The 16,332-nt window shown below is 64.0% G+C and carries 19 protein-coding genes; 11 read left to right on the top strand and 8 right to left on the bottom strand.

Annotated features, from left to right (window positions below; translation table 11 throughout):
- The first annotated feature begins 175 nt into the window (after nucleotides 1-175).
- Nucleotides 176-1,465 (top strand): hypothetical protein, encoded by a 1,290-nt coding sequence (locus ACW9UR_RS07055; protein ID WP_458916249.1) that lies wholly within the window; start codon nucleotides 176-178, stop codon nucleotides 1,463-1,465.
- Between the two features lie 65 nt (nucleotides 1,466-1,530).
- Here the strand turns inward: ACW9UR_RS07055 and ACW9UR_RS07050 are convergent, their stop codons facing one another.
- The 8 genes from ACW9UR_RS07050 to ACW9UR_RS07015 all read right to left on the bottom strand — a co-directional run bounded on the left by ACW9UR_RS07050 (nucleotide 1,531) and on the right by ACW9UR_RS07015 (nucleotide 7,331).
- Nucleotides 1,531-1,914, bottom strand: coding sequence for a hypothetical protein (locus ACW9UR_RS07050; protein ID WP_458916248.1), 384 nt, complete (start codon nucleotides 1,912-1,914; stop codon nucleotides 1,531-1,533).
- Nucleotides 1,914-3,239, bottom strand: coding sequence for a recombinase family protein (locus tag ACW9UR_RS07045; RefSeq protein WP_458916247.1), 1,326 nt, complete (start codon nucleotides 3,237-3,239; stop codon nucleotides 1,914-1,916). The genes ACW9UR_RS07050 and ACW9UR_RS07045 overlap by 1 nt, the downstream gene beginning before the upstream one ends.
- A complete protein-coding gene (locus ACW9UR_RS07040; protein WP_458916246.1) occupies nucleotides 3,236-3,733 on the bottom strand; it encodes a DUF2924 domain-containing protein in 498 nt (165 codons plus the stop codon). The genes ACW9UR_RS07045 and ACW9UR_RS07040 overlap by 4 nt, the downstream gene beginning before the upstream one ends.
- Nucleotides 3,730-3,948, bottom strand: a complete 219-nt coding sequence (locus tag ACW9UR_RS07035; RefSeq protein WP_458916245.1) for a hypothetical protein — start codon at nucleotides 3,946-3,948, stop codon at nucleotides 3,730-3,732. Before ACW9UR_RS07035 ends, ACW9UR_RS07040 begins: the two co-directional genes overlap by 4 nt.
- 152 nt (nucleotides 3,949-4,100) lie before the next feature.
- Nucleotides 4,101-4,613 carry a hypothetical protein gene (locus ACW9UR_RS07030; protein ID WP_458916244.1) on the bottom strand — a complete coding sequence of 171 codons (513 nt, stop codon included), beginning with the start codon at nucleotides 4,611-4,613 and terminating at the stop codon, nucleotides 4,101-4,103.
- Nucleotides 4,610-5,758: a three-Cys-motif partner protein TcmP gene (gene tcmP, locus ACW9UR_RS07025; RefSeq protein ID WP_458916243.1), complete on the bottom strand. Its 1,149-nt coding sequence runs from the start codon at nucleotides 5,756-5,758 to the stop codon at nucleotides 4,610-4,612. The genes ACW9UR_RS07030 and tcmP overlap by 4 nt, the downstream gene beginning before the upstream one ends.
- A complete protein-coding gene (locus ACW9UR_RS07020) occupies nucleotides 5,755-6,516 on the bottom strand; it encodes a DUF5131 family protein (protein WP_458916242.1) in 762 nt (253 codons plus the stop codon). Before ACW9UR_RS07020 ends, tcmP begins: the two co-directional genes overlap by 4 nt.
- Before the next feature lie 137 nt (nucleotides 6,517-6,653).
- Nucleotides 6,654-7,331 carry an XRE family transcriptional regulator gene (locus ACW9UR_RS07015; protein WP_458916241.1) on the bottom strand — a complete coding sequence of 226 codons (678 nt, stop codon included), beginning with the start codon at nucleotides 7,329-7,331 and terminating at the stop codon, nucleotides 6,654-6,656.
- A 108-nt stretch (nucleotides 7,332-7,439) separates the two neighbouring features.
- Here ACW9UR_RS07015 and ACW9UR_RS07010 point away from each other — a divergent pair, with 108 nt between their 5' ends.
- From ACW9UR_RS07010 to ACW9UR_RS06965, 10 genes are all read left to right on the top strand, one after another.
- Nucleotides 7,440-8,123: a hypothetical protein gene (locus tag ACW9UR_RS07010; RefSeq protein WP_458916240.1), complete on the top strand. Its 684-nt coding sequence runs from the start codon at nucleotides 7,440-7,442 to the stop codon at nucleotides 8,121-8,123.
- 211 nt (nucleotides 8,124-8,334) lie between these two features.
- The gene (locus ACW9UR_RS07005) at nucleotides 8,335-8,547 is read left to right on the top strand and encodes a helix-turn-helix transcriptional regulator (protein WP_074219579.1); all 213 of its coding nucleotides are present in this window, start codon (nucleotides 8,335-8,337) and stop codon (nucleotides 8,545-8,547) included.
- Nucleotides 8,547-8,909, top strand: coding sequence for a hypothetical protein (locus ACW9UR_RS07000; RefSeq protein ID WP_458916239.1), 363 nt, complete (start codon nucleotides 8,547-8,549; stop codon nucleotides 8,907-8,909). Before ACW9UR_RS07005 ends, ACW9UR_RS07000 begins: the two co-directional genes overlap by 1 nt.
- 27 nt (nucleotides 8,910-8,936) lie before the next feature.
- On the top strand, nucleotides 8,937-9,425 hold the full coding sequence (locus ACW9UR_RS06995; RefSeq protein ID WP_458916238.1) for a hypothetical protein: 489 nt from the start codon (nucleotides 8,937-8,939) through the stop codon (nucleotides 9,423-9,425).
- Nucleotides 9,422-10,300 (top strand): ATP-binding protein, encoded by an 879-nt coding sequence (locus ACW9UR_RS06990; protein WP_458916236.1) that lies wholly within the window; start codon nucleotides 9,422-9,424, stop codon nucleotides 10,298-10,300. The genes ACW9UR_RS06995 and ACW9UR_RS06990 overlap by 4 nt, the downstream gene beginning before the upstream one ends.
- Before the next feature lie 13 nt (nucleotides 10,301-10,313).
- Nucleotides 10,314-10,916, top strand: a complete 603-nt coding sequence (locus ACW9UR_RS06985; RefSeq protein WP_458916235.1) for a hypothetical protein — start codon at nucleotides 10,314-10,316, stop codon at nucleotides 10,914-10,916.
- A gap of 10 nt (nucleotides 10,917-10,926) precedes the next feature.
- A complete protein-coding gene (locus ACW9UR_RS06980) occupies nucleotides 10,927-12,594 on the top strand; it encodes a DEAD/DEAH box helicase (protein WP_458916234.1) in 1,668 nt (555 codons plus the stop codon).
- 224 nt (nucleotides 12,595-12,818) lie between these two features.
- Entirely contained in the window at nucleotides 12,819-13,019 is a 201-nt protein-coding gene (locus tag ACW9UR_RS06975; RefSeq protein ID WP_043869444.1) for a DUF6511 domain-containing protein, read from the top strand.
- Nucleotides 13,019-13,777, top strand: a complete 759-nt coding sequence (locus ACW9UR_RS06970) for a PD-(D/E)XK nuclease family protein (RefSeq protein ID WP_458916233.1) — start codon at nucleotides 13,019-13,021, stop codon at nucleotides 13,775-13,777. The genes ACW9UR_RS06975 and ACW9UR_RS06970 overlap by 1 nt, the downstream gene beginning before the upstream one ends.
- On the top strand, nucleotides 13,774-16,065 hold the full coding sequence (locus ACW9UR_RS06965; RefSeq protein ID WP_458916232.1) for an AAA family ATPase: 2,292 nt from the start codon (nucleotides 13,774-13,776) through the stop codon (nucleotides 16,063-16,065). Before ACW9UR_RS06970 ends, ACW9UR_RS06965 begins: the two co-directional genes overlap by 4 nt.
- Nucleotides 16,066-16,332: the final 267 nt, after the last annotated feature.

Below are 16,332 nucleotides of genomic sequence, written 5' to 3'. Positions count from 1 at the left end.
TGATCAGTCGACCCCCCGCGCTGGTTGGTCCATTCGATAGAAAGATACGATGAAGAAGAATCAGCGGCTCGTCGCGGTGTTACACCGTTGAAGGTCGTTTAAGCATTAAGGAAGGAAACTGATTTTGGTGTCGGCGGGCGGTTACATTCTTCACGTGCCGAAGGACAGAAGGGAGTTGCTTCTCGACGAGGCCGAGCACGGGAGCTCGTTCTATCGTTCAAAGCCCTTTATTTCGGAGCCTGTTCCTCGTTTCGATCATAGCCGTCGCGCACCACTAGCCGTGTTTGCGTCGTTCGAGGATGGCCATATTACCCACATCGCTGACGGGAAGAAAGGCCAGTCTGCCGGCACCGGGCTTGTGCGTCTCAATCTCGAAGACCTTAAACCGCTGGAACGGCATGTGGGCTTTAACGAAATCCTTGATGGCATGAGCGCTCGCGTCGCCAGGCACGTCAAGCAACGTCTCAAAGCGGGCGGCCTACTCCCTCCGAAGTCGCTGGGCGCCTTTGTTGATCGCATCACTGACTTGGACACGACCGTTAACCCACGACTCGCGCGTTACTCTGAGCGTCGGGCGCAGGCTCTGCGACGCCTTCAGCCGAGTGCACGTGAAAACCTTGCCTATCAAAAGGAGTCGCTCGGCCTCGCACTCGAGATTGCAGGGTTTTCGCGGGACGATCTACTGGCGTGGACCCCGACCGATGATCAAACGCGATCATTCCTAGATGGCCTGCCAGGCGCGCAGGTCCGCGAAGACGCAATGCTGCTTGCAGATTTCTCGACTTTCCCAGGTTTCGAAGCGATCGGGGAGACGACTCACTATGGTTCGAAGGTTTTTGAAAGCGAGCAGGATCCGTCGAAAAGGCTGACGGTGATTATGGCTAATCGCCTGCCGCTGGAACAACAAACTGGCGCTGATCTCGTTTATTTCAACGAGGCATACCGCAGCTTCGTACTGGTTCAATACAAAGCAATGGAAAAACGCGACGATGAAGTGGAGTTTCGCTGGCAAGCCAAGGACCAGTTCTGCGGGGAGATCGAACGCATGGAGAGCCTGCTCGCCGAACTCAGAAAGCTTCCTAGTGGCCAAAAACCCGAAGGATTCCGTTTCTCCGACAACCCGTTCTTTCTAAAGTTCTGCCCGCGCGTCATCTTCAACCCGGACGATAAGGGCCTTTTCAAAGGTATTTACTTGCCACTCGACCTGTGGAAGCGAGCTGATGCCGCGGGTTGTTTTTCCGGAAAGCGTGGTGGCAAAGTACTCACTTTTCAGAACGTGGGCCGTCGCATCAACAACTCGGAGTTTGTGGCACTCGTCGCCGGATCTTGGGTTGGCACCTCGATTGAGCAATCTGCGGTGCTTGGCGAGATTGTCCGGAGGGTACTGGAAACAGGCAAGACCGTGACCATTGCCATTAAGCATTCGTCCAGTACAGAGGGCGATAGCGAGGAAAGCGCTGAATAGACCTCTTGTACGCCGACGAACGCGGCACGAGCGCAACTGGTTGGCGCCTTGTGCCATGGCTGGCATCAGTCGAACACCCGCGCTGGCTGCTCATCCCACGGGAAGGAGGCGACGAAGCACAGGTCGTAGAGGCTGATCGCGCAGGGCTCGCGGCGCACGACCAGTCGCTCGAGAACGTCCGGCGACAGCCATGCGAGGCGCAGAAGTCGGCTGACGTAGCGGTCGGAGAGGCCTTCCTCGGCGGCGAGATCGGCGATGGTGGTGATATCACCGCACTCCATGCGCTGCCGCCATGCCCATGCCCGGCCGATGGCGCGCAGCACGCGCGGATCCTGTCCCGGCGGCGGATCCGACGCCTCGATGTCTTTCGGGGGCAGGATACGAGGCCGGCCGCCGCGCTTGCGGACCGTGAGCGGGATGTGGACGCGGATCGTCTCGTTCGCGGGCATCAGGCGGCGTCCTCCCGCGCGGGCGCCATCAGGCTCGCCAGCGCGCCGAGGCCGTCGTGGCGCAGGTCGATGTCGAGCCCATCCTCGCCCACCGTCACGCGCGCCACTAGCAGCTGGACGACGCGCGCCTGTTCGGCCGGGATCAGCGCCTTCCACAGATCGTCGAACTGCGTGAGCGCCGTGGTCACGGAGCCCTCGTCGAGGTCGGGCCGCTCCTTCTTCAGCGCGCGGGCGGTCCGGGCCATGATCTCCGGCGTGCGCAGCAGCCGCCGGATCTCGCCGATGACCGCGTCCTCGACCATGGCCGCGGGGAGCCGCTGGGGCCCGCGCAGCTCGGCCGTCGGCCGCTTCTGGATTACGTCCATCGAGACGTAGTAGCAGTACCGCCTGTTCCCCTTCTTAGTGTGGTGCGGGGTCATCGCGGCGCCGGTCTCGGTGAAGATCAGCCCGCGCAGTAGCGCCGGTTCGGTGCTCCGGGTGCGTCCGGCCCGCTGGTTCCGGTTTCCGGCCAGCACGGCGTGGGCGGCGTCCCACAACTCCGCATCGACGATGGGCTCGTGCATGCCGGGATAGGTCTCGCCCTTATGGGTGATCTCGCCGCGGTAGATGCGGTTGTGCAGCAGCTTGTAGAGCGCCCCGCGGTCGATTGGCCGGCCGCGCTTCGAGCGGATGGCGCGCGCGTTCAGCTCCCGGATCACGGCAGCGGTGGAATCCGACCGCGCGAAGAGCTCGAACATGGTTCGGACCTGCGTGGCCTCGGCCTCGTTCACGATCAGCTTGCGGTCGACCACGTCGTAGCCGAGCGGCACGTAGCCGCCCATCCACATGCCCTTCTTCTTCGAGGCGGCGACCTTGTCGCGGATCCTCTCACCGATCACCTCGCGCTCGAACTGGGCGAAGCTGAGCAGGATGTTCAGCGTCAGCCGTCCCATGGATGTCGTCGTGTTGAAGGACTGCGTCACGGAGACGAAGGTGACGCCGTGGCGGTCGAAGATCTCGACGAGTTTCGAGAAGTCCATGAGCGCGCGGCTGAGGCGGTCGATCTTGTAGACCACGACCACGTCGATCAGCCCGTCCTCGACATCGGCGATCAGCTGTTTCAGCGCCGGGCGGTCCAGCGTGCCGCCCGAGACGCCGCCGTCGTCATAGCGCTCGCGCAGGCAGGCCCAGCCCTCGGCGCGCTGGCTGGCGATGTAGGCCTCACAAGCCTCCCGCTGCGCGTCGAGGCTGTTGAACTCCATGTCGAGCCCTTCCTCGCTCGACTTCCGGGTGTAGATGGCGCAACGCAGGCGGCGCGCCGGTTCGGTCTGGGTGTTTCTGGTCATTGGGCGCCTCCGGTCTGATCGAGCCCAAAGAAACGCCAGCCATTCCAGTGCGCGCCGGTGATCGCGCGGACGGTGGCCGAGAGCGACTTGAAGCGCCGGCCCTGCCATTCGAAGCCGTCCGCCAGAACGGTGACCATGTGCTCCTCGCCGCCCCACTCGCGGACCAGCTTCGTGCCGGGCGCGGGCTTGCGCGGGTCCGCCATGAGGCCGCCGAGCTTGCCGCTCATGACCTCGTCGGCCAGCGCATCAAGCGTGCGGCGCGTCTCGCGGCGCAGTCCGCCATGGGCCAGTTCCTGGACGCGGTAGCCGAGCCGAAGCTCGAGGTTGCCGCGGCTGGCGTTGGGCGCGCGCTCGCCGAAGATGGCCTGCCACTTCTCCTGCAGTTCGGGCACCGTCATTGTCTTCAGCGCCGCCAGTTCGGTCAGGACGTCGATCCTCTCGGCCTGGCCTACGGGAGCGGCCTTCGCGCCTGATTTCCTTTTGCTTTTCCTCATGTGTCGTCTCCAACTCGTTTGCGAACCTGTCTCCGACGACGGCGTCTGAGGGCGAGAATGTCCAGCGAACTGTCTCCGTCGAGCAGAGAATTCTCGTTCGTTTCCATTGGGTTGGTTCGCGCGATGGCGCTGGCGAGAAGAATGGCTAGTTCCGCGAGCCGCTCATCCGTGGTGAGCGTTTCGGCGGGCGGCGCGAAAGTGATGTCGTCTGGCATGGGGAGCGAACCTCCTGAGGCGGTTTGCTCCGTGTTCGCCGCGAGCGGCAAAGGAATTCAAGTGAAAACAGAGGGTTGTCGTAGTGGGGCGTAGTGGCAGGAAACCCATCGGATCCGACCCCGTGTAAACCAAGGAGCCGTCCAACTATAGATCATGCGGGTCTTGGCCATAGGTTTATGACCTTCATCAGTACGTTATTCGCGTGTCGGAAGTTCAGGTACTGGTCCTGGAAACCATATCTGGCTTTCTCGCCATGCAAGTAATTGTTGCGAAGCCGATTGATCACCAAAAGCAAGGCAACAAGCACCTGATGATTGCCGGCGTCCTCCGCTGTTAACCCAGTCTGGACACGAACCGCGTAATGGCCGCCCACATTAAGGACGTGCCATGCATGTGTCGGGTCTCCGTTCCGGAAATAACGCTCAGCAAAGTGTAAACGGGCGCTTGCCAGTTCGCCTTGAACAGCTGGTGGCGCGACTAACTGTTCAACAGCTTCACATATTCGGGGCGGGCTGGCGTCTGGCCGCTGGCCGTTTTGACCTGTCGCATGAAGCTCAAAGAGAGCCCACAAAACTGGAAAATCGCGAATGACCCGACGCTCTTTGATTTCGAGTTGGAGCCATTCGGGTACGTTAGCTTGCAGCCATTTGCTGGGATCACTCATCCGTGCTGCGCCTTTATCAACGTCCCGTTACTGGGTTTCTTAGCGTTCGGCGCCAAATCGAAGTCAAGACGTCCTCGAGCCTTCATGTCCTTGCAGAGGTCCTTGACATGGGTCTCGCGCATCGGGAAACGCTCCATGACCTCCAGTGCCAGTGTCGAAAACTCGACCTCTGATCTCTCGTGCAAGACTTCGGAAATGTGTCGTTCGGACGAAATCTGATAGCGTTTACAACCTATTCCTCGCTGCCCTTGTTCGTGCAGCGCATAGTCGTCCGCGGAGAAGAGCTGGTCCTGGTTGGTGTGGTTGGATTTGGCCTCACGTCGCGCCTTGAATTCCGCGCGCTCAACTGTGCCATGTACGTCCCGAAACAGCTTGACACCGTCAGCTCTGTTCGTCCCAAGCATCAGACGCATCTTTTCTCGATTAACCAATGGCTTGAGAATAGAAAAATCTGGAAGATAGACTGCAACGCCCCTTGATCGGAGAGTTTCCTTAAGAAGGTGAAGAACCTTCAACTCGCCTTTCAAGCCATCAGGTAATTGCTGGGCCGTGTCTTGCCAATTGGGATCGCCAACGAACTCGCCGAATTGATGCGCTACTTTGGGATTCACCGAATGTCTGCTGACCTCCTCGGTCATGAAGTTGAATAGGAACTCTCCGGTTCGACCCTTTAGAAAGCTGCAGACATCTTCTATGCGAACCACCCAGTTTGTTGGGTCAATGAATGTGAATGTGAAGCCATCTGGAATACAAGCGGAGATCTTCTCTAAGTTATCCTCAAATTCACCGTCGAAAACGTGGATCTCGAAGTGCTTGTTTCGTTCAGCGTAACTGCGGAGCCGAATTACTGCCGCTGGATCTTTCTCGCAAAGGCAAAAGCGCACCTTGAGCCGAGCGCCAGGTCGGCGTTGTTCAACAAACTTGCGAACAGTCTCTAGCAGCTCAATCGCCACTCCAAACGATGAGTCTGAACAGCCCTCTTCGTCGCGAATATTCCACGGTCCTGCAAAGCCATCAACGTAGTTGAATGCGTCCCAGCCGCCGTAGAGTACTTTGACTGCTAAAGTCTCAAGATATCGACGCAAGAATGCATGTTTTATGTAAGTCTGCTCTCGACCAGCGTAAAGTGGATTTGGCGAATTCATGCAGCCTTAAGCTCCGCGATAATCGATTCCGGCACAATCTTCCAAGGAAATCCATTCCATTCTTCTCCTTCGAGGAGGCGCCCACCAGACTTAGGCCGCGCTCCCCCCCACTGCTTGAAGAAGAACGCTACTCCAAAATGTTCGCAAGCGATCCGGAGTTCGGTGGCCCAGTCTGCTTGCATCGGCCTTGCTCTGGGGCCGCTTTCTCCGCCAACGATCGCCCACGCAACCCCAGTTAAATCTATGTCACCGATCGGTCCCAATAGTGGTTCAAACGAAATGAATCTTGCAACCGAACTAATCTGTCGAAGGTGCTCTATTCGGGATTTATGCGCCGCATTCTCCACCGATACGCCGAGCCAGATATGCGCTGGAACCAAGTCTTCGCCGTAGCGCTTTTTGACGTAGTCACGCATCAATGATGATCGCTTCGTCAAGACTTGGTACACATGCCAATTGGCGGCTTCCATCGCGTCGAATACCTGATCGATGTAGGAGCGGTCGATATCCTTATGAAACAAGTCGCTCATTGAGTTCACAAAGATCATGCGAGGTTTTTTCCAACGCGCGGGTTGGTCAAGCCGCGAGGGCCACAGGCGGAGGTCAAAACCTTGCTCGTAGGGGTGGCCGGCAATGCCCCGCCAACGCTCCGCAAACCGCTCCGCATAGCAGTTGTCGCAGCCTGCACCGACCTTCGTGCAACCCGTTACAGGATTCCATGTAGCGTCGGTCCATTCGATTTCAGATTTTTGGGCCATTTCAGGTCCTCCGATGCTGTGGATAACAGTTGCACACCGAAGGTCGCACTGCCAGTATTGCGAACATTTCTGCGGCAAACTGCTTAGAACTTTCTGAAGCTGTTGCGGTATATCGGGTGTGGCGGAGCCCGATCACCTCAGATCTCCCTTGCGAACCAACGGATGCGGCCGACGATGTGAATTTCGTCGGCCGTTCGCTCGTAGGGGCTGTAGAAACCGTTGTCCGAAATGACGCGAACGGCGGGCGGGTCGCTGTTCGGGATGTGCTCGAGCCGCTTGGCCACCAGCCCCATGCCGTCGTCCAGCACGAAGATGCCGGGCGGGTTGGGCGCACGCCGCGCCATATCGACGAGCACCGTGTCTCCGTCGAGCAGCGTGGGCGCCATGCTGTCGCCTTCCACATGCATAATCCGCAGCTGGGAAGGGCTGGCCTTGAGGCTGTGGCGGATCCAGGAGCGGCGGAAGTGGTAGGCGCGGCCGGCGGGATCGTCATGCTCCTCGACCACCGCGCCGCCGCCCATCGACGGGCGGGGGCTCGCATGCGCGATCGAGACGAAAGCCTCGTCCGGGTTCTCGATGAAGGGCGGTGTGCCCTCTACATCGCCAATGCCGTGGATCAGCCAGTCGCGGTCGACCTTGAGCACGCGGGCGACCTCGGCCAGCCGGTCAATGCCGGGGCGGGATGATCGTCCGCGCAGGATGTCGTAGACGAAGGAGCGGTTCACGCCGGCCATCTCGGCGACGTGGGCGGGGCTGAGGCCGAGCTGGTTGGCCCGGGCCCTGAGACGGTCGGCAAGCGTGTGATGCTCGTTCATGTTTCCCCACCCATCTGTGGATGAAATAGGATAAAATCGGATTGATCGGCGGCCGTCAAGCGAATAAGAACAGAAGGTAAACATCGGACATGGGAATCGGAGGGGCGCGTGCACATCGACAAGCTGTATTTCACGCTCCCCGAGGTGCTCGAGCGCTGGCGGATCTCCGAGACGGACCTCGTCTACCTTGCCGAGAACGACAAGCTCCGGCTGTCGGTGCGGGTCTTCGGCGAGCCGGTCGAGTTCGGCGACTACGAGGAAGGCCAGAACGGCGAGCGGTTCCGCGTGCCGTGGGAGCAGAAGCCCTTCAGCGGGCTGCTCGACCTGCACGCCTGTGACGTCTTCCAGCTGTTCCGTTGCGGCGAGCTCCATGTCCGCGAGTTTCGCACGCCACGCGCGGACTATGCGTCGCTCCATGGCGATGCCAAGCCGGTCTTCGTCATGATCGGGGATCTGCTTTTAAGGCGCGAGGAACGCGATCGTTTCGAGCTTCAGTCCGGCTTCTCCTCGGGCGGCTCGGCGATGGAGGAGAGCACCTTCATCGCCTCGGCCGACTACCAGGAGGTGCGCTGCAACGGCTACCGGTTCCGGCTCGGCCCGATCCAGGCGCAGGTCGTCCGCGCCCTGCACGAGGCCGCGCAGCGCGGCGAGGCGTGGCAGAGCGGCAAGGCCATCCTGTCGTCGGCGGGCTCGAAGAGTCTACGGATGGCCGACGTCTTCAAGTCGCAGAAGGACTGGCGGCAGCTGATCCGCTCCGACCGCCGTGGCGGCTACCGGCTGTACATCGACTGACTCGTTTCTCGTCCCGCGCGCATGGTCCCGGATCGCGCTCGGTGTGGGATCGGCTGGGGGATGGAGGGGGATGACGATCCCCCAGGAAGCCGTCCGAGCCTGTCCTGCAAGGCCATATCCATCCCCCTCCGCATCCCCCTGCGATCCTGACGACATCCCATAGCGGGATTTCGCAATCTCTCTCCGAAGCACACGCAAACGGAGAGAGCCGATGCAGCAGAAGCATTGCCTGAACCAGAAGGAACTCGCACGGCGCTGGACGATCTCGCATCGCACGCTGGAGCGCTGGCGGTGGGCGGGTGAAGGCCCGGCCTACATGAAGATCGGTGGACGGGTCGTCTACCGGCTCGAGGACATCGTCGCCTTCGAGCGCGACCAGCTCCAGCACACCATGGACACCCAGCCGCGCGCGGGAGCGGCCTGATGGGACGCCTGTCGCCCATCACCGAGGCCGAGGTCGTGCCGCTGCACGGTGCGAACGGCCCGGCGCTCGACGAGATCGGACTTGCCGCCTGGATCGCACAGGCCGAGCCCGGCGAGGCGCTGGTCTATCACCGCGGCTTCCTCGCCGTCGATGTCACGTCGGTCATCTCGAAGCTGCCGGCGGAACGCCAACGCACGCTGCAGCTCGTGGCAGCCGCCGCGAGGCGCGCGGCCGAGCACAACCTCGTCCATCTCGTGCAGTCGCGGCTCGGCCCCGACGCCTTCGCCTACATCGCCGTCGCCCGCCCGAAGCCCGGCCCGCCCGGCGCGGCGCTCTCGATGCGCCTGCTCGAGGCCGCCTGATCCCCATCCCCCATTCCGGAGACCCCAATGCCCTTTCCCGACAACACCCCTACGCCCGATGACTTGCCGGGCCTCAGCCCGCAGGAGATCGCCGCGCTGCCCGTCGAACTGCTGGCCATCCTCCAGCGCGAAATCGACGAGTGCCTGAAACGCGACAAGGCCGCCAAGACCCGGCTCGATGCCGCGCTGACCGTCCGCTACGCCACCCGCGCCGCCGAAGAACGGCAGGCGCAAGCCAAGGATACCGGTACTGTCCGCTTCGACGACGGCGATTTCACGGTGGTCGCCGATCTGCCGAAACGCGTCGAGTGGGACCAGTCCCAGCTCGCCGCCATGGTTGAGCGGATCCGCGCCGCCGGGGACGACCCGGCCGAATATGTCGACATCGCCTTCAAGGTGCCCGAGCGCAAATACGCGGCCTGGCCCGATGCGATCCGTCAGGGCTTCGAGCCGGCGCGGACCGTGAAGACCGGCGCGCTGAAGGTCGAGATCCGGCCGCAGGGAGGCGATGCATGAGCCTCCCAATCATCACCGCCGACGAGCGGCTGGCCGAGGTGCGCGGCGTGAAGGCCGCCATCTTCGGACCTCCGGGCATCGGCAAGACCACGCTCCTGCGCACGCTCAATTCGACCACCTCGCTGTTTTTCGACCTCGAGGCCGGCGATCTCGCCATCGAGGGGCTGGCAATCGACACGATCCGCCCGCGCACCTGGCGGGAATGCCGTGACTTCGCGGTGTTCATCGGCGGCCCGAACCCTGCGCTGCGCAAGGACCAGCCCTACAGCAAGGACCACTACCAGGCGATCTGCCAGAAGTACGGCGATCCGAAGGTGCTGGAGAAGTACGACACGGTGTTCATCGACTCGATCACCGTGGCGGGTCGGCTCTGCTTCCAGTGGTGCAAGGGCCAGCCGGAGGCGCATTCGGACAAGACCGGCAAGCCGGACATCCGTGGGGCCTACGGGCTGCACGGGCGAGAGATGATCGCCTGGCTCACCCACCTCCAGCACACGCGAGCGAAGAACGTGATCTTCGTCGGGATCCTCGACGAGAAATTCGACGACTTCAATCGCAAGATCTTCGTCCCGCAGATCGACGGATCGAAGACCGGGCTCGAGCTTCCCGGCATCGTCGACGAGGTGCTGACGCTCACCTCGCTGCCCGACGACAAAGGCGTACAGCAGCGGGTCTTCGTCTGCCACACGCAGAACAGCTGGGGCTACCCGGCCAAGGACCGCTCCGGCCGTCTTGACCTGCTCGAGCCGCCGCATCTCGGCCAGCTCATCGAGAAGATCCGCCAGCCGCTGCCGATCGATGCGCGCCCTCTCGTGACGGATGCGCCGCGCATCCCGGCGCCCGCCGCGACCCCTCAATCCGATCCCACCAACTGAAAGGACCCCAGCCATGACCGGTCTCTGGAACGATTTCAACGACGCCCAGTCCAACACGAACCTCATCCCCAAGGGTACGCTCGCCAAGGTGCGCCTCGTCATCCGTCCCGGCGGCTTCGACGACGCCTCGCAGGGTTGGACCGGGGGCTATGCCACCCGGGGCTCCACCGGTGCTGTGTATCTCAACGGCGAGTTCACCGTGCTCGAGGGCCCCTATGCCCGGCGCAAGATCTTCACACTGATCGGGCTGCACAGCCCCAAGGGGCCGGATTGGGCCAACATGGGCCGCAGCCTCGTCCGCGGCATGCTCAACTCGGCGCGCGGGATCTCGGACAAGGACACCTCACCCGAGGCGCAGGCTGCGCGTCGGATCAACGGCTTCGCCGATCTGGACGGGCTCGAGTTTGTGGCCCGCATCGACATCGGCTCCGATGCGATGGGCGAGGACAAGAACGAGATCCGTGCCGCAGTCACGCCCGACCATCGCGAGTATGCGCAGGTCATGGGCACGGCCGGCCACGGCTATCAGCCGCCATCGCAGCCCGCGCCGCAGCCGGCGGCGGCACCGCAGCCCACCGCTCCGGCGGCTCCCGGCCGCCCGGCCTGGGCGCAGTGAGGGGCGTCCGATGCGGCTGCGTCCCCGCCAGAAAGTCTTCGTGGAGCGCAGCCTCGCTGCGCTCTCGAAGCACGGCAACACGCTCGGCGTCGCGCCCACGGGCGCGGGCAAGACGATCATGCTGTCCGCGGTCACCGGGAATCTGGTGGAGGAGACGGAGGCCAAGGCCTGCGTTCTCGCCCATCGCGACGAGCTGACCGGTCAGAACCGCGCGAAGTTCGCCCGGATCAATCCGGAGGTGACCACGTCCGTGTTCGATGCCGGCTCGAAGTCGTGGGCCGGCCAGGTCACCTTCGCCATGGCGCCGACGCTGTCGCGCTCGGCGAGCCTGAAGGCGATGCCCACGCTCGATCTGCTGGTGATCGACGAGGCGCATCACGCGGTGGCCGACAGCTATCGTCGGATCATCGATCGGGTGCGCGACGCCAATCCCGATGCGCGGATCTTCGGCGTCACGGCGACGCCCAACCGCGGCGACCGGAAAGGGCTGCGCGAGGTTTTCGACAATGTCGGCGACCAGGTCACGCTGGCCGAACTGATCGCGTCTGGTCACCTCGTGCCGCCGCGCACCTTCGTGATCGATGTGGGCGTGCAGGAGAAGCTGCGTGCCGTCCGAAAGACCGCGTCCGACTACGACATGGGCGCGGTTGCGGAGATCATGAACCGCGCGCCGATCACGGCCGAGGTCATCCGGCACTGGCGCGAGAAGGCCGGCGACCGGCAGACCGTGGTCTTCTGCTCGACGGTCGCCCACGCCGAGAATGTTGCCGAAGCCTTCAATGGCCACGGGATCCCCGCCGGCGTCATCCACGGCGATCTGGGCTCCGAGACGCGCCGCCGGATCCTCTCAGCCTATGCTGCCGGCGAAATCCAGGTCGTCGTCAACGTGGCGGTGCTGACCGAAGGCTGGGATCACCCGCCCACCTCCTGCGTGGTGCTGCTGCGTCCGAGCTCCTGCAAGTCCACCATGATCCAGATGGTCGGGCGCGGCTTGCGCACGGTCGATCCCGCCGAGCATCCCGGCATCGTCAAGACCGACTGCATCGTGCTGGATTTCGGGATCTCGAGCCTGACGCATGGCACGCTGGAGCAGGACGTCGATCTCGACGGCCGCGATCCCACACCGTGCGACGCGCCGACGAAGACCTGCCCGGAATGCGAGGCGACGGTCCCGCTCGCAGCCCGCCAATGCCCGATCTGCGGATACGAGTTCCTGAGCGACGGGGCGCCGCCGCTCGACAGCGTGGTCATGTCCGAGATCGACCTCCTGAAGCGTTCCAGCTTCGCCTGGGAGGATCTGTTCGACGACGAGTCCGCGCTCATGGCGAGCGGCTTCAATGCCTGGGGCGGCGTGTTCTTCCTCGAGGGCCGCTGGCATGCCGTGGGAGGTGGAAAGAACGAGCGGACGCGCCTCCTCGGCGTGGGCGAGCGCACCGTCTGCCTGGCGCAGGCCGACGACTGGTTGAACGAACACGAGAGCGACGAGAGCGCCTTCAAGTCGCGGCGCTGGCTGGGCCAGGCGCCGACCGAGAAACAGCTCCAGTATCTCTCGCCCGCCCAGCGGCAGGATTACGGGCTCACCCGATACCGCGCCTCGGCGCTGATCACCTTCCAGTTCAACCGGCGCGACATCCGGCGGCTCGTCATGTCGGCCGCGCCCGAGCGGAGGGCGGCGTGAACCATGTCGCGCAAGTCCCATCCCCGCCCGCAGCGGCTCCGGATCGACCGGGCCGTGATCGCCTCTGGCATCCGCGCCCGGTGCTCTGCGCCGTCTGCACCGCGCGCACCCGCGGCTTCGGCTGGTTCGATCCCCACCGGCCGCGCCCAACCCGCACCCGCCGCTGGTTTTGCTCCATGGGCTGCCAGGCGGCCTTCACCCGCAACGCAAAAAGAGGACTGAGCATGGTCGATTTCACCGAGGAGGAAACCCAGGCGCTGCCCGCCGTCATGCGCGCGCTCGCCCCCGAGATGGAGCGGATCGGCTGGGACCGGCCGCTGGGACAGCTGACCCAGAACGACATGCATCGGCTGATCGTCACCACCGTCGAGGCGTTCCGTGCCGAGATGGCCGAGATCGCGAGCCAGTCGGAGATCCCGTTCTGATGCTGGACTACAATCACCGCCCCGGCATCGCCGAGCGCATCAATGCTGCCGTGGACGCCGCCCTCGAAGCTGAGCGCGCTACTACGCCGCCGCGCGACTATCTCGGCGCATCCCGGCTGGGCCATGCCTGCGAGCGCGCGCTGCAGTTCGAGTTCGCGGGCGCGCCGAAGGACAAGGGCCAGGACTTCTCCGGCCGGTCGCTCCGGATCTTCGCGATCGGGCATGAACTCGAGGATCTCGCCATCCGCTGGCTGCGGGCGGCGGGGCTCGATCTGGTGACCCAGAAGCGGGACGGCGGCCAGTTCGGCTTTTCCGTCGCGGGCGGGCGCATCCGCGGCCATGTCGACGGGATCGTCTCCGAGGCCCCGGCGGCACTGGGGCTGCGCGCCCCGGCGCTCTGGGAATGCAAGACGATGAACGCGAAGAACTGGCGCGAGACGGTGACCAAGGGCGTGACCGTCGCCAAGCCCGTCTATGCCGCGCAGATCGCGCTCTACCAAGCCTACATGGAAGCGACTGTGCCGGGTATCAGCGCTAACCCCGCGCTCTTCACAGCGATCAACAAGGACACGGCCGAGCTGCACCACGAGTTCGTGCCCTTCGACGCCGACCTCGCGCAGCGCATGTCCGACCGCGGCGTGCGGATCCTGCGGGCCACCGACGCGGGCGAGCTGCTGCCGCGCGTGGCCCAGAACCGCGACTTCTTCGAATGCCGCTTCTGCTCGTGGGCGGAGCGCTGCTGGGGGCTGCCGGCATGAGCGACGACAACATCATCCACTTCAATCCCTGGCGGGATTTCAACGACGCGGCGCCACTGGACGATCCCTTCGCCGTCGAGCCGGAAGCGGGCCAGATCGCCCGCTTCGTCGACGTGGTCTTCGGCTACTCAGAGGGCCTGATCCCGGTCCGCGGTTTCGTCGACAAGGGTCAGGGCAAGGACGGCCGCCCCCACAACATCTGGATCGACGCGGACGACAACGCGCTTGAGAAGCTCGCCACCTTCGCCGGGTGGGCCGCACGCGAGGGCGCTGCGGTCTATGTCATCCCCGGCACGGTGGCGGAGACGGGCCAGGCCCGCGCCGCTGACGTCCTGCAGATGCAAAGCCTCGTTGTGGATCTCGACTCGGGCGACATCGCCGCCAAGCTCGATCACCTCGTCCACCATCTCGGTCGGCCGACCCTGATCGTCGAGAGCGGCGGGCGGACGCCCGAGGGCGCGACGAAGCTCCATGTCTGGTGGAAGCTGACCGAGCCTGCGGAGGGCCTTGATCTCGACCGACTCTGCCAGCTGCGCGGCGAGATCGCGCTGAAGGTCGGCGGCGACACGCATTTCCGCTCGGCGCACCAGCCGATCCGGGTGCCAGGCACGGTCTATCACAAGGGCGGGCTCACCCGGCTCGTGCAGATCCGGGAGGCGACCGAGCTTGAGGTTGATCTCGCCGAGATGGCCGAGCGCGTCGCCGACATGCCGCCCATGCCCGGCGTCGGCATGGCCACGGCCGAGCCTCGCGAGAAGCCAGCCATCGACGATGTGCTGATGACCCCGGTGCACGAGGGCGGCGCGGATAACTGGTCCCGTTTCGAGGGAGCCTCGGCGGCCATCGGCTATTTCCTGCGGCTGGTCCACGAGGGTCGGATCTCGATGGACGAGGGCTGGACGGCGATCTGCGGCTACAACGCCGCGATGCTGCGCCCCTCCTGGCCGCTCGACCGGCTGAAGCGCGAGACGAACCGGCTGTGGGAGCTGCACATCAAGCGGCACGGGCCGCCGCTGATCCGCCTCGACAGTGCGACGCCGGCGCAGACCGACCTGCCCACCTTCACACTGGGCGCGCTGCTCGACGACACGAGCCCTATGCCGGACGACATCATCGGTCCCCGCGTGCTGACCCCAGGCGGGCTCCTCGTGCTGGGAGGCGCGCCCAAGGTGGGCAAGAGCGACCTGCTGATCGCACTGCTCGTGCACATGGCGGCGGGCGTGCCTTTCCTCGGCTTCACCCCGCCACGGCCGCTCCGGATCTTCTACCTGCAGGCCGAGATCCAGTACCACTACCTGCGCGAGCGCATGCAGCAGATCGGCCTGCCGCCCGAGCTGATCGCTGCCGCGCGCGACAACCTGATCGTCACGCCGAAACTGCGGATGCTGCTCGATGCCGAGGGCAGCGCCCGCGTGGTAGAGGCGATCAAGGCCGCGTTCCCCGACGCAGCCCTCGACATCCTCTGCATCGATCCCATCCGGAACCTCTTCGACGGCGGCCCCGACGGCGGCGGCGAGAATGACAACGCCGCCATGATGTTCTTCCTCAAGGACCGGGTCGAGGTGCTCCGCGACCACGTCAATCCGGACTGCGGCGTGATCCTCGTCCACCACACCAAGAAGCTCTCGAAGCACCAGGTGAAGGAGGATCCGTTCCTGGCGCTCTCGGGCGCCAGCGCGCTCCGAGGCTTCTACACTACCGGCCTGATCCTGCACCGACCCGAGGAGGACTCGACCCAGAGGCGGCTGGAAATTGAGCTCAGAAACGGCCCCGCGCTGCCCGCGAAGCTCGTCGACAAGCTGGATGGCGAATGGGTCGAGATCAATCCGATGAACGAGAGGCTGGTGCGTGCGGAGGTCGGCGCCAAATACGACGCGGAGCGTGATCGCAAGCGGGACGTGATCCTTTCCCTCCTCCTCGACGAGGCGGCCGAGGGGCGCCTCTACACCATCAACCAGTTCGCCGAAGCCTTCGAGAACAAGGCCGGTCTGGGCGGCAAGGACTCGATCCGCGACCGGATCGCGGTGCAGGCCACCAAGGGCGCAATCAAGTTCATCCGCGACGGCGCTCCCTATGGCCTCGGGCCGTCGCGTTCGCGCTTCGGGTACCTCTGCGTCGAGGGGATGGTTATGCCCACGGACGGCGAGGAGGTCAATCCGGCCACCGGCGAGGTCACTCCAGCCAGCATCGCAGTGCTGCCCACCCACTACAAATCACCCCAGACCGGGGCGCTCCTTGAGGTCGAGAACCCGCATGTATGGGTCTATCCGGAGGGGGAACGGCCATGATCGCCCCAATGGATCGCTTCGCGCAGAATTGCGCAGGGGCCAGTTTGAACCAGATGCGGGGCCTTTCCGAAACTGCCTCGCCATCGCTTCGCGGACTCCCGCAAACGCCCGCGGCGGCCAGTTTCGGCCCGCTTCCGAAACTGGCCCTGCAGAAATGCGCTCGGACCGCGACGGCTACGCTGCAACCAGTTTCGGCCGGACATGCTGAAGGTGACCTATCCAAACTGGAAAACCCATTTCCTGTCAGTGGGTTGATGCAGATTTCCA

The sequence above is a fragment of the Halovulum sp. GXIMD14794 genome (genome assembly GCF_054457455.1).
Note: the sequence above shows the minus strand (reverse complement) of the source record. Positions and strands in the feature narration are given on the sequence as shown.

Bases quoted from the DNA above. Each gene is read 5' to 3' on its own strand.
- ACW9UR_RS07050 (WP_458916248.1), bottom strand. From the start codon at position 1,914: ATGCCCGCGAACGAGACGATCCGCGTCCACATCCCGCTCACGGTCCGC.
- ACW9UR_RS07045 (WP_458916247.1), bottom strand. From the start codon at position 3,239: ATGACCAGAAACACCCAGACCGAACCGGCGCGCCGCCTGCGTTGCGCC.
- ACW9UR_RS07040 (WP_458916246.1), bottom strand. From the start codon at position 3,733: ATGAGGAAAAGCAAAAGGAAATCAGGCGCGAAGGCCGCTCCCGTAGGC.
- ACW9UR_RS07035 (WP_458916245.1), bottom strand. From the start codon at position 3,948: ATGCCAGACGACATCACTTTCGCGCCGCCCGCCGAAACGCTCACCACG.
- ACW9UR_RS07030 (WP_458916244.1), bottom strand. From the start codon at position 4,613: ATGAGTGATCCCAGCAAATGGCTGCAAGCTAACGTACCCGAATGGCTC.
- tcmP (WP_458916243.1), bottom strand. From the start codon at position 5,758: ATGAATTCGCCAAATCCACTTTACGCTGGTCGAGAGCAGACTTACATA.
- ACW9UR_RS07020 (WP_458916242.1), bottom strand. From the start codon at position 6,516: ATGGCCCAAAAATCTGAAATCGAATGGACCGACGCTACATGGAATCCT.
- ACW9UR_RS07015 (WP_458916241.1), bottom strand. From the start codon at position 7,331: ATGAACGAGCATCACACGCTTGCCGACCGTCTCAGGGCCCGGGCCAAC.
- ACW9UR_RS07005 (WP_074219579.1), top strand. From the start codon at position 8,335: ATGCAGCAGAAGCATTGCCTGAACCAGAAGGAACTCGCACGGCGCTGG.
- ACW9UR_RS07000 (WP_458916239.1), top strand. From the start codon at position 8,547: ATGGGACGCCTGTCGCCCATCACCGAGGCCGAGGTCGTGCCGCTGCAC.
- ACW9UR_RS06995 (WP_458916238.1), top strand. From the start codon at position 8,937: ATGCCCTTTCCCGACAACACCCCTACGCCCGATGACTTGCCGGGCCTC.
- ACW9UR_RS06990 (WP_458916236.1), top strand. From the start codon at position 9,422: ATGAGCCTCCCAATCATCACCGCCGACGAGCGGCTGGCCGAGGTGCGC.
- ACW9UR_RS06985 (WP_458916235.1), top strand. From the start codon at position 10,314: ATGACCGGTCTCTGGAACGATTTCAACGACGCCCAGTCCAACACGAAC.
- ACW9UR_RS06980 (WP_458916234.1), top strand. From the start codon at position 10,927: ATGCGGCTGCGTCCCCGCCAGAAAGTCTTCGTGGAGCGCAGCCTCGCT.
- ACW9UR_RS06975 (WP_043869444.1), top strand. From the start codon at position 12,819: ATGGTCGATTTCACCGAGGAGGAAACCCAGGCGCTGCCCGCCGTCATG.
- ACW9UR_RS06970 (WP_458916233.1), top strand. From the start codon at position 13,019: ATGCTGGACTACAATCACCGCCCCGGCATCGCCGAGCGCATCAATGCT.
- ACW9UR_RS06965 (WP_458916232.1), top strand. From the start codon at position 13,774: ATGAGCGACGACAACATCATCCACTTCAATCCCTGGCGGGATTTCAAC.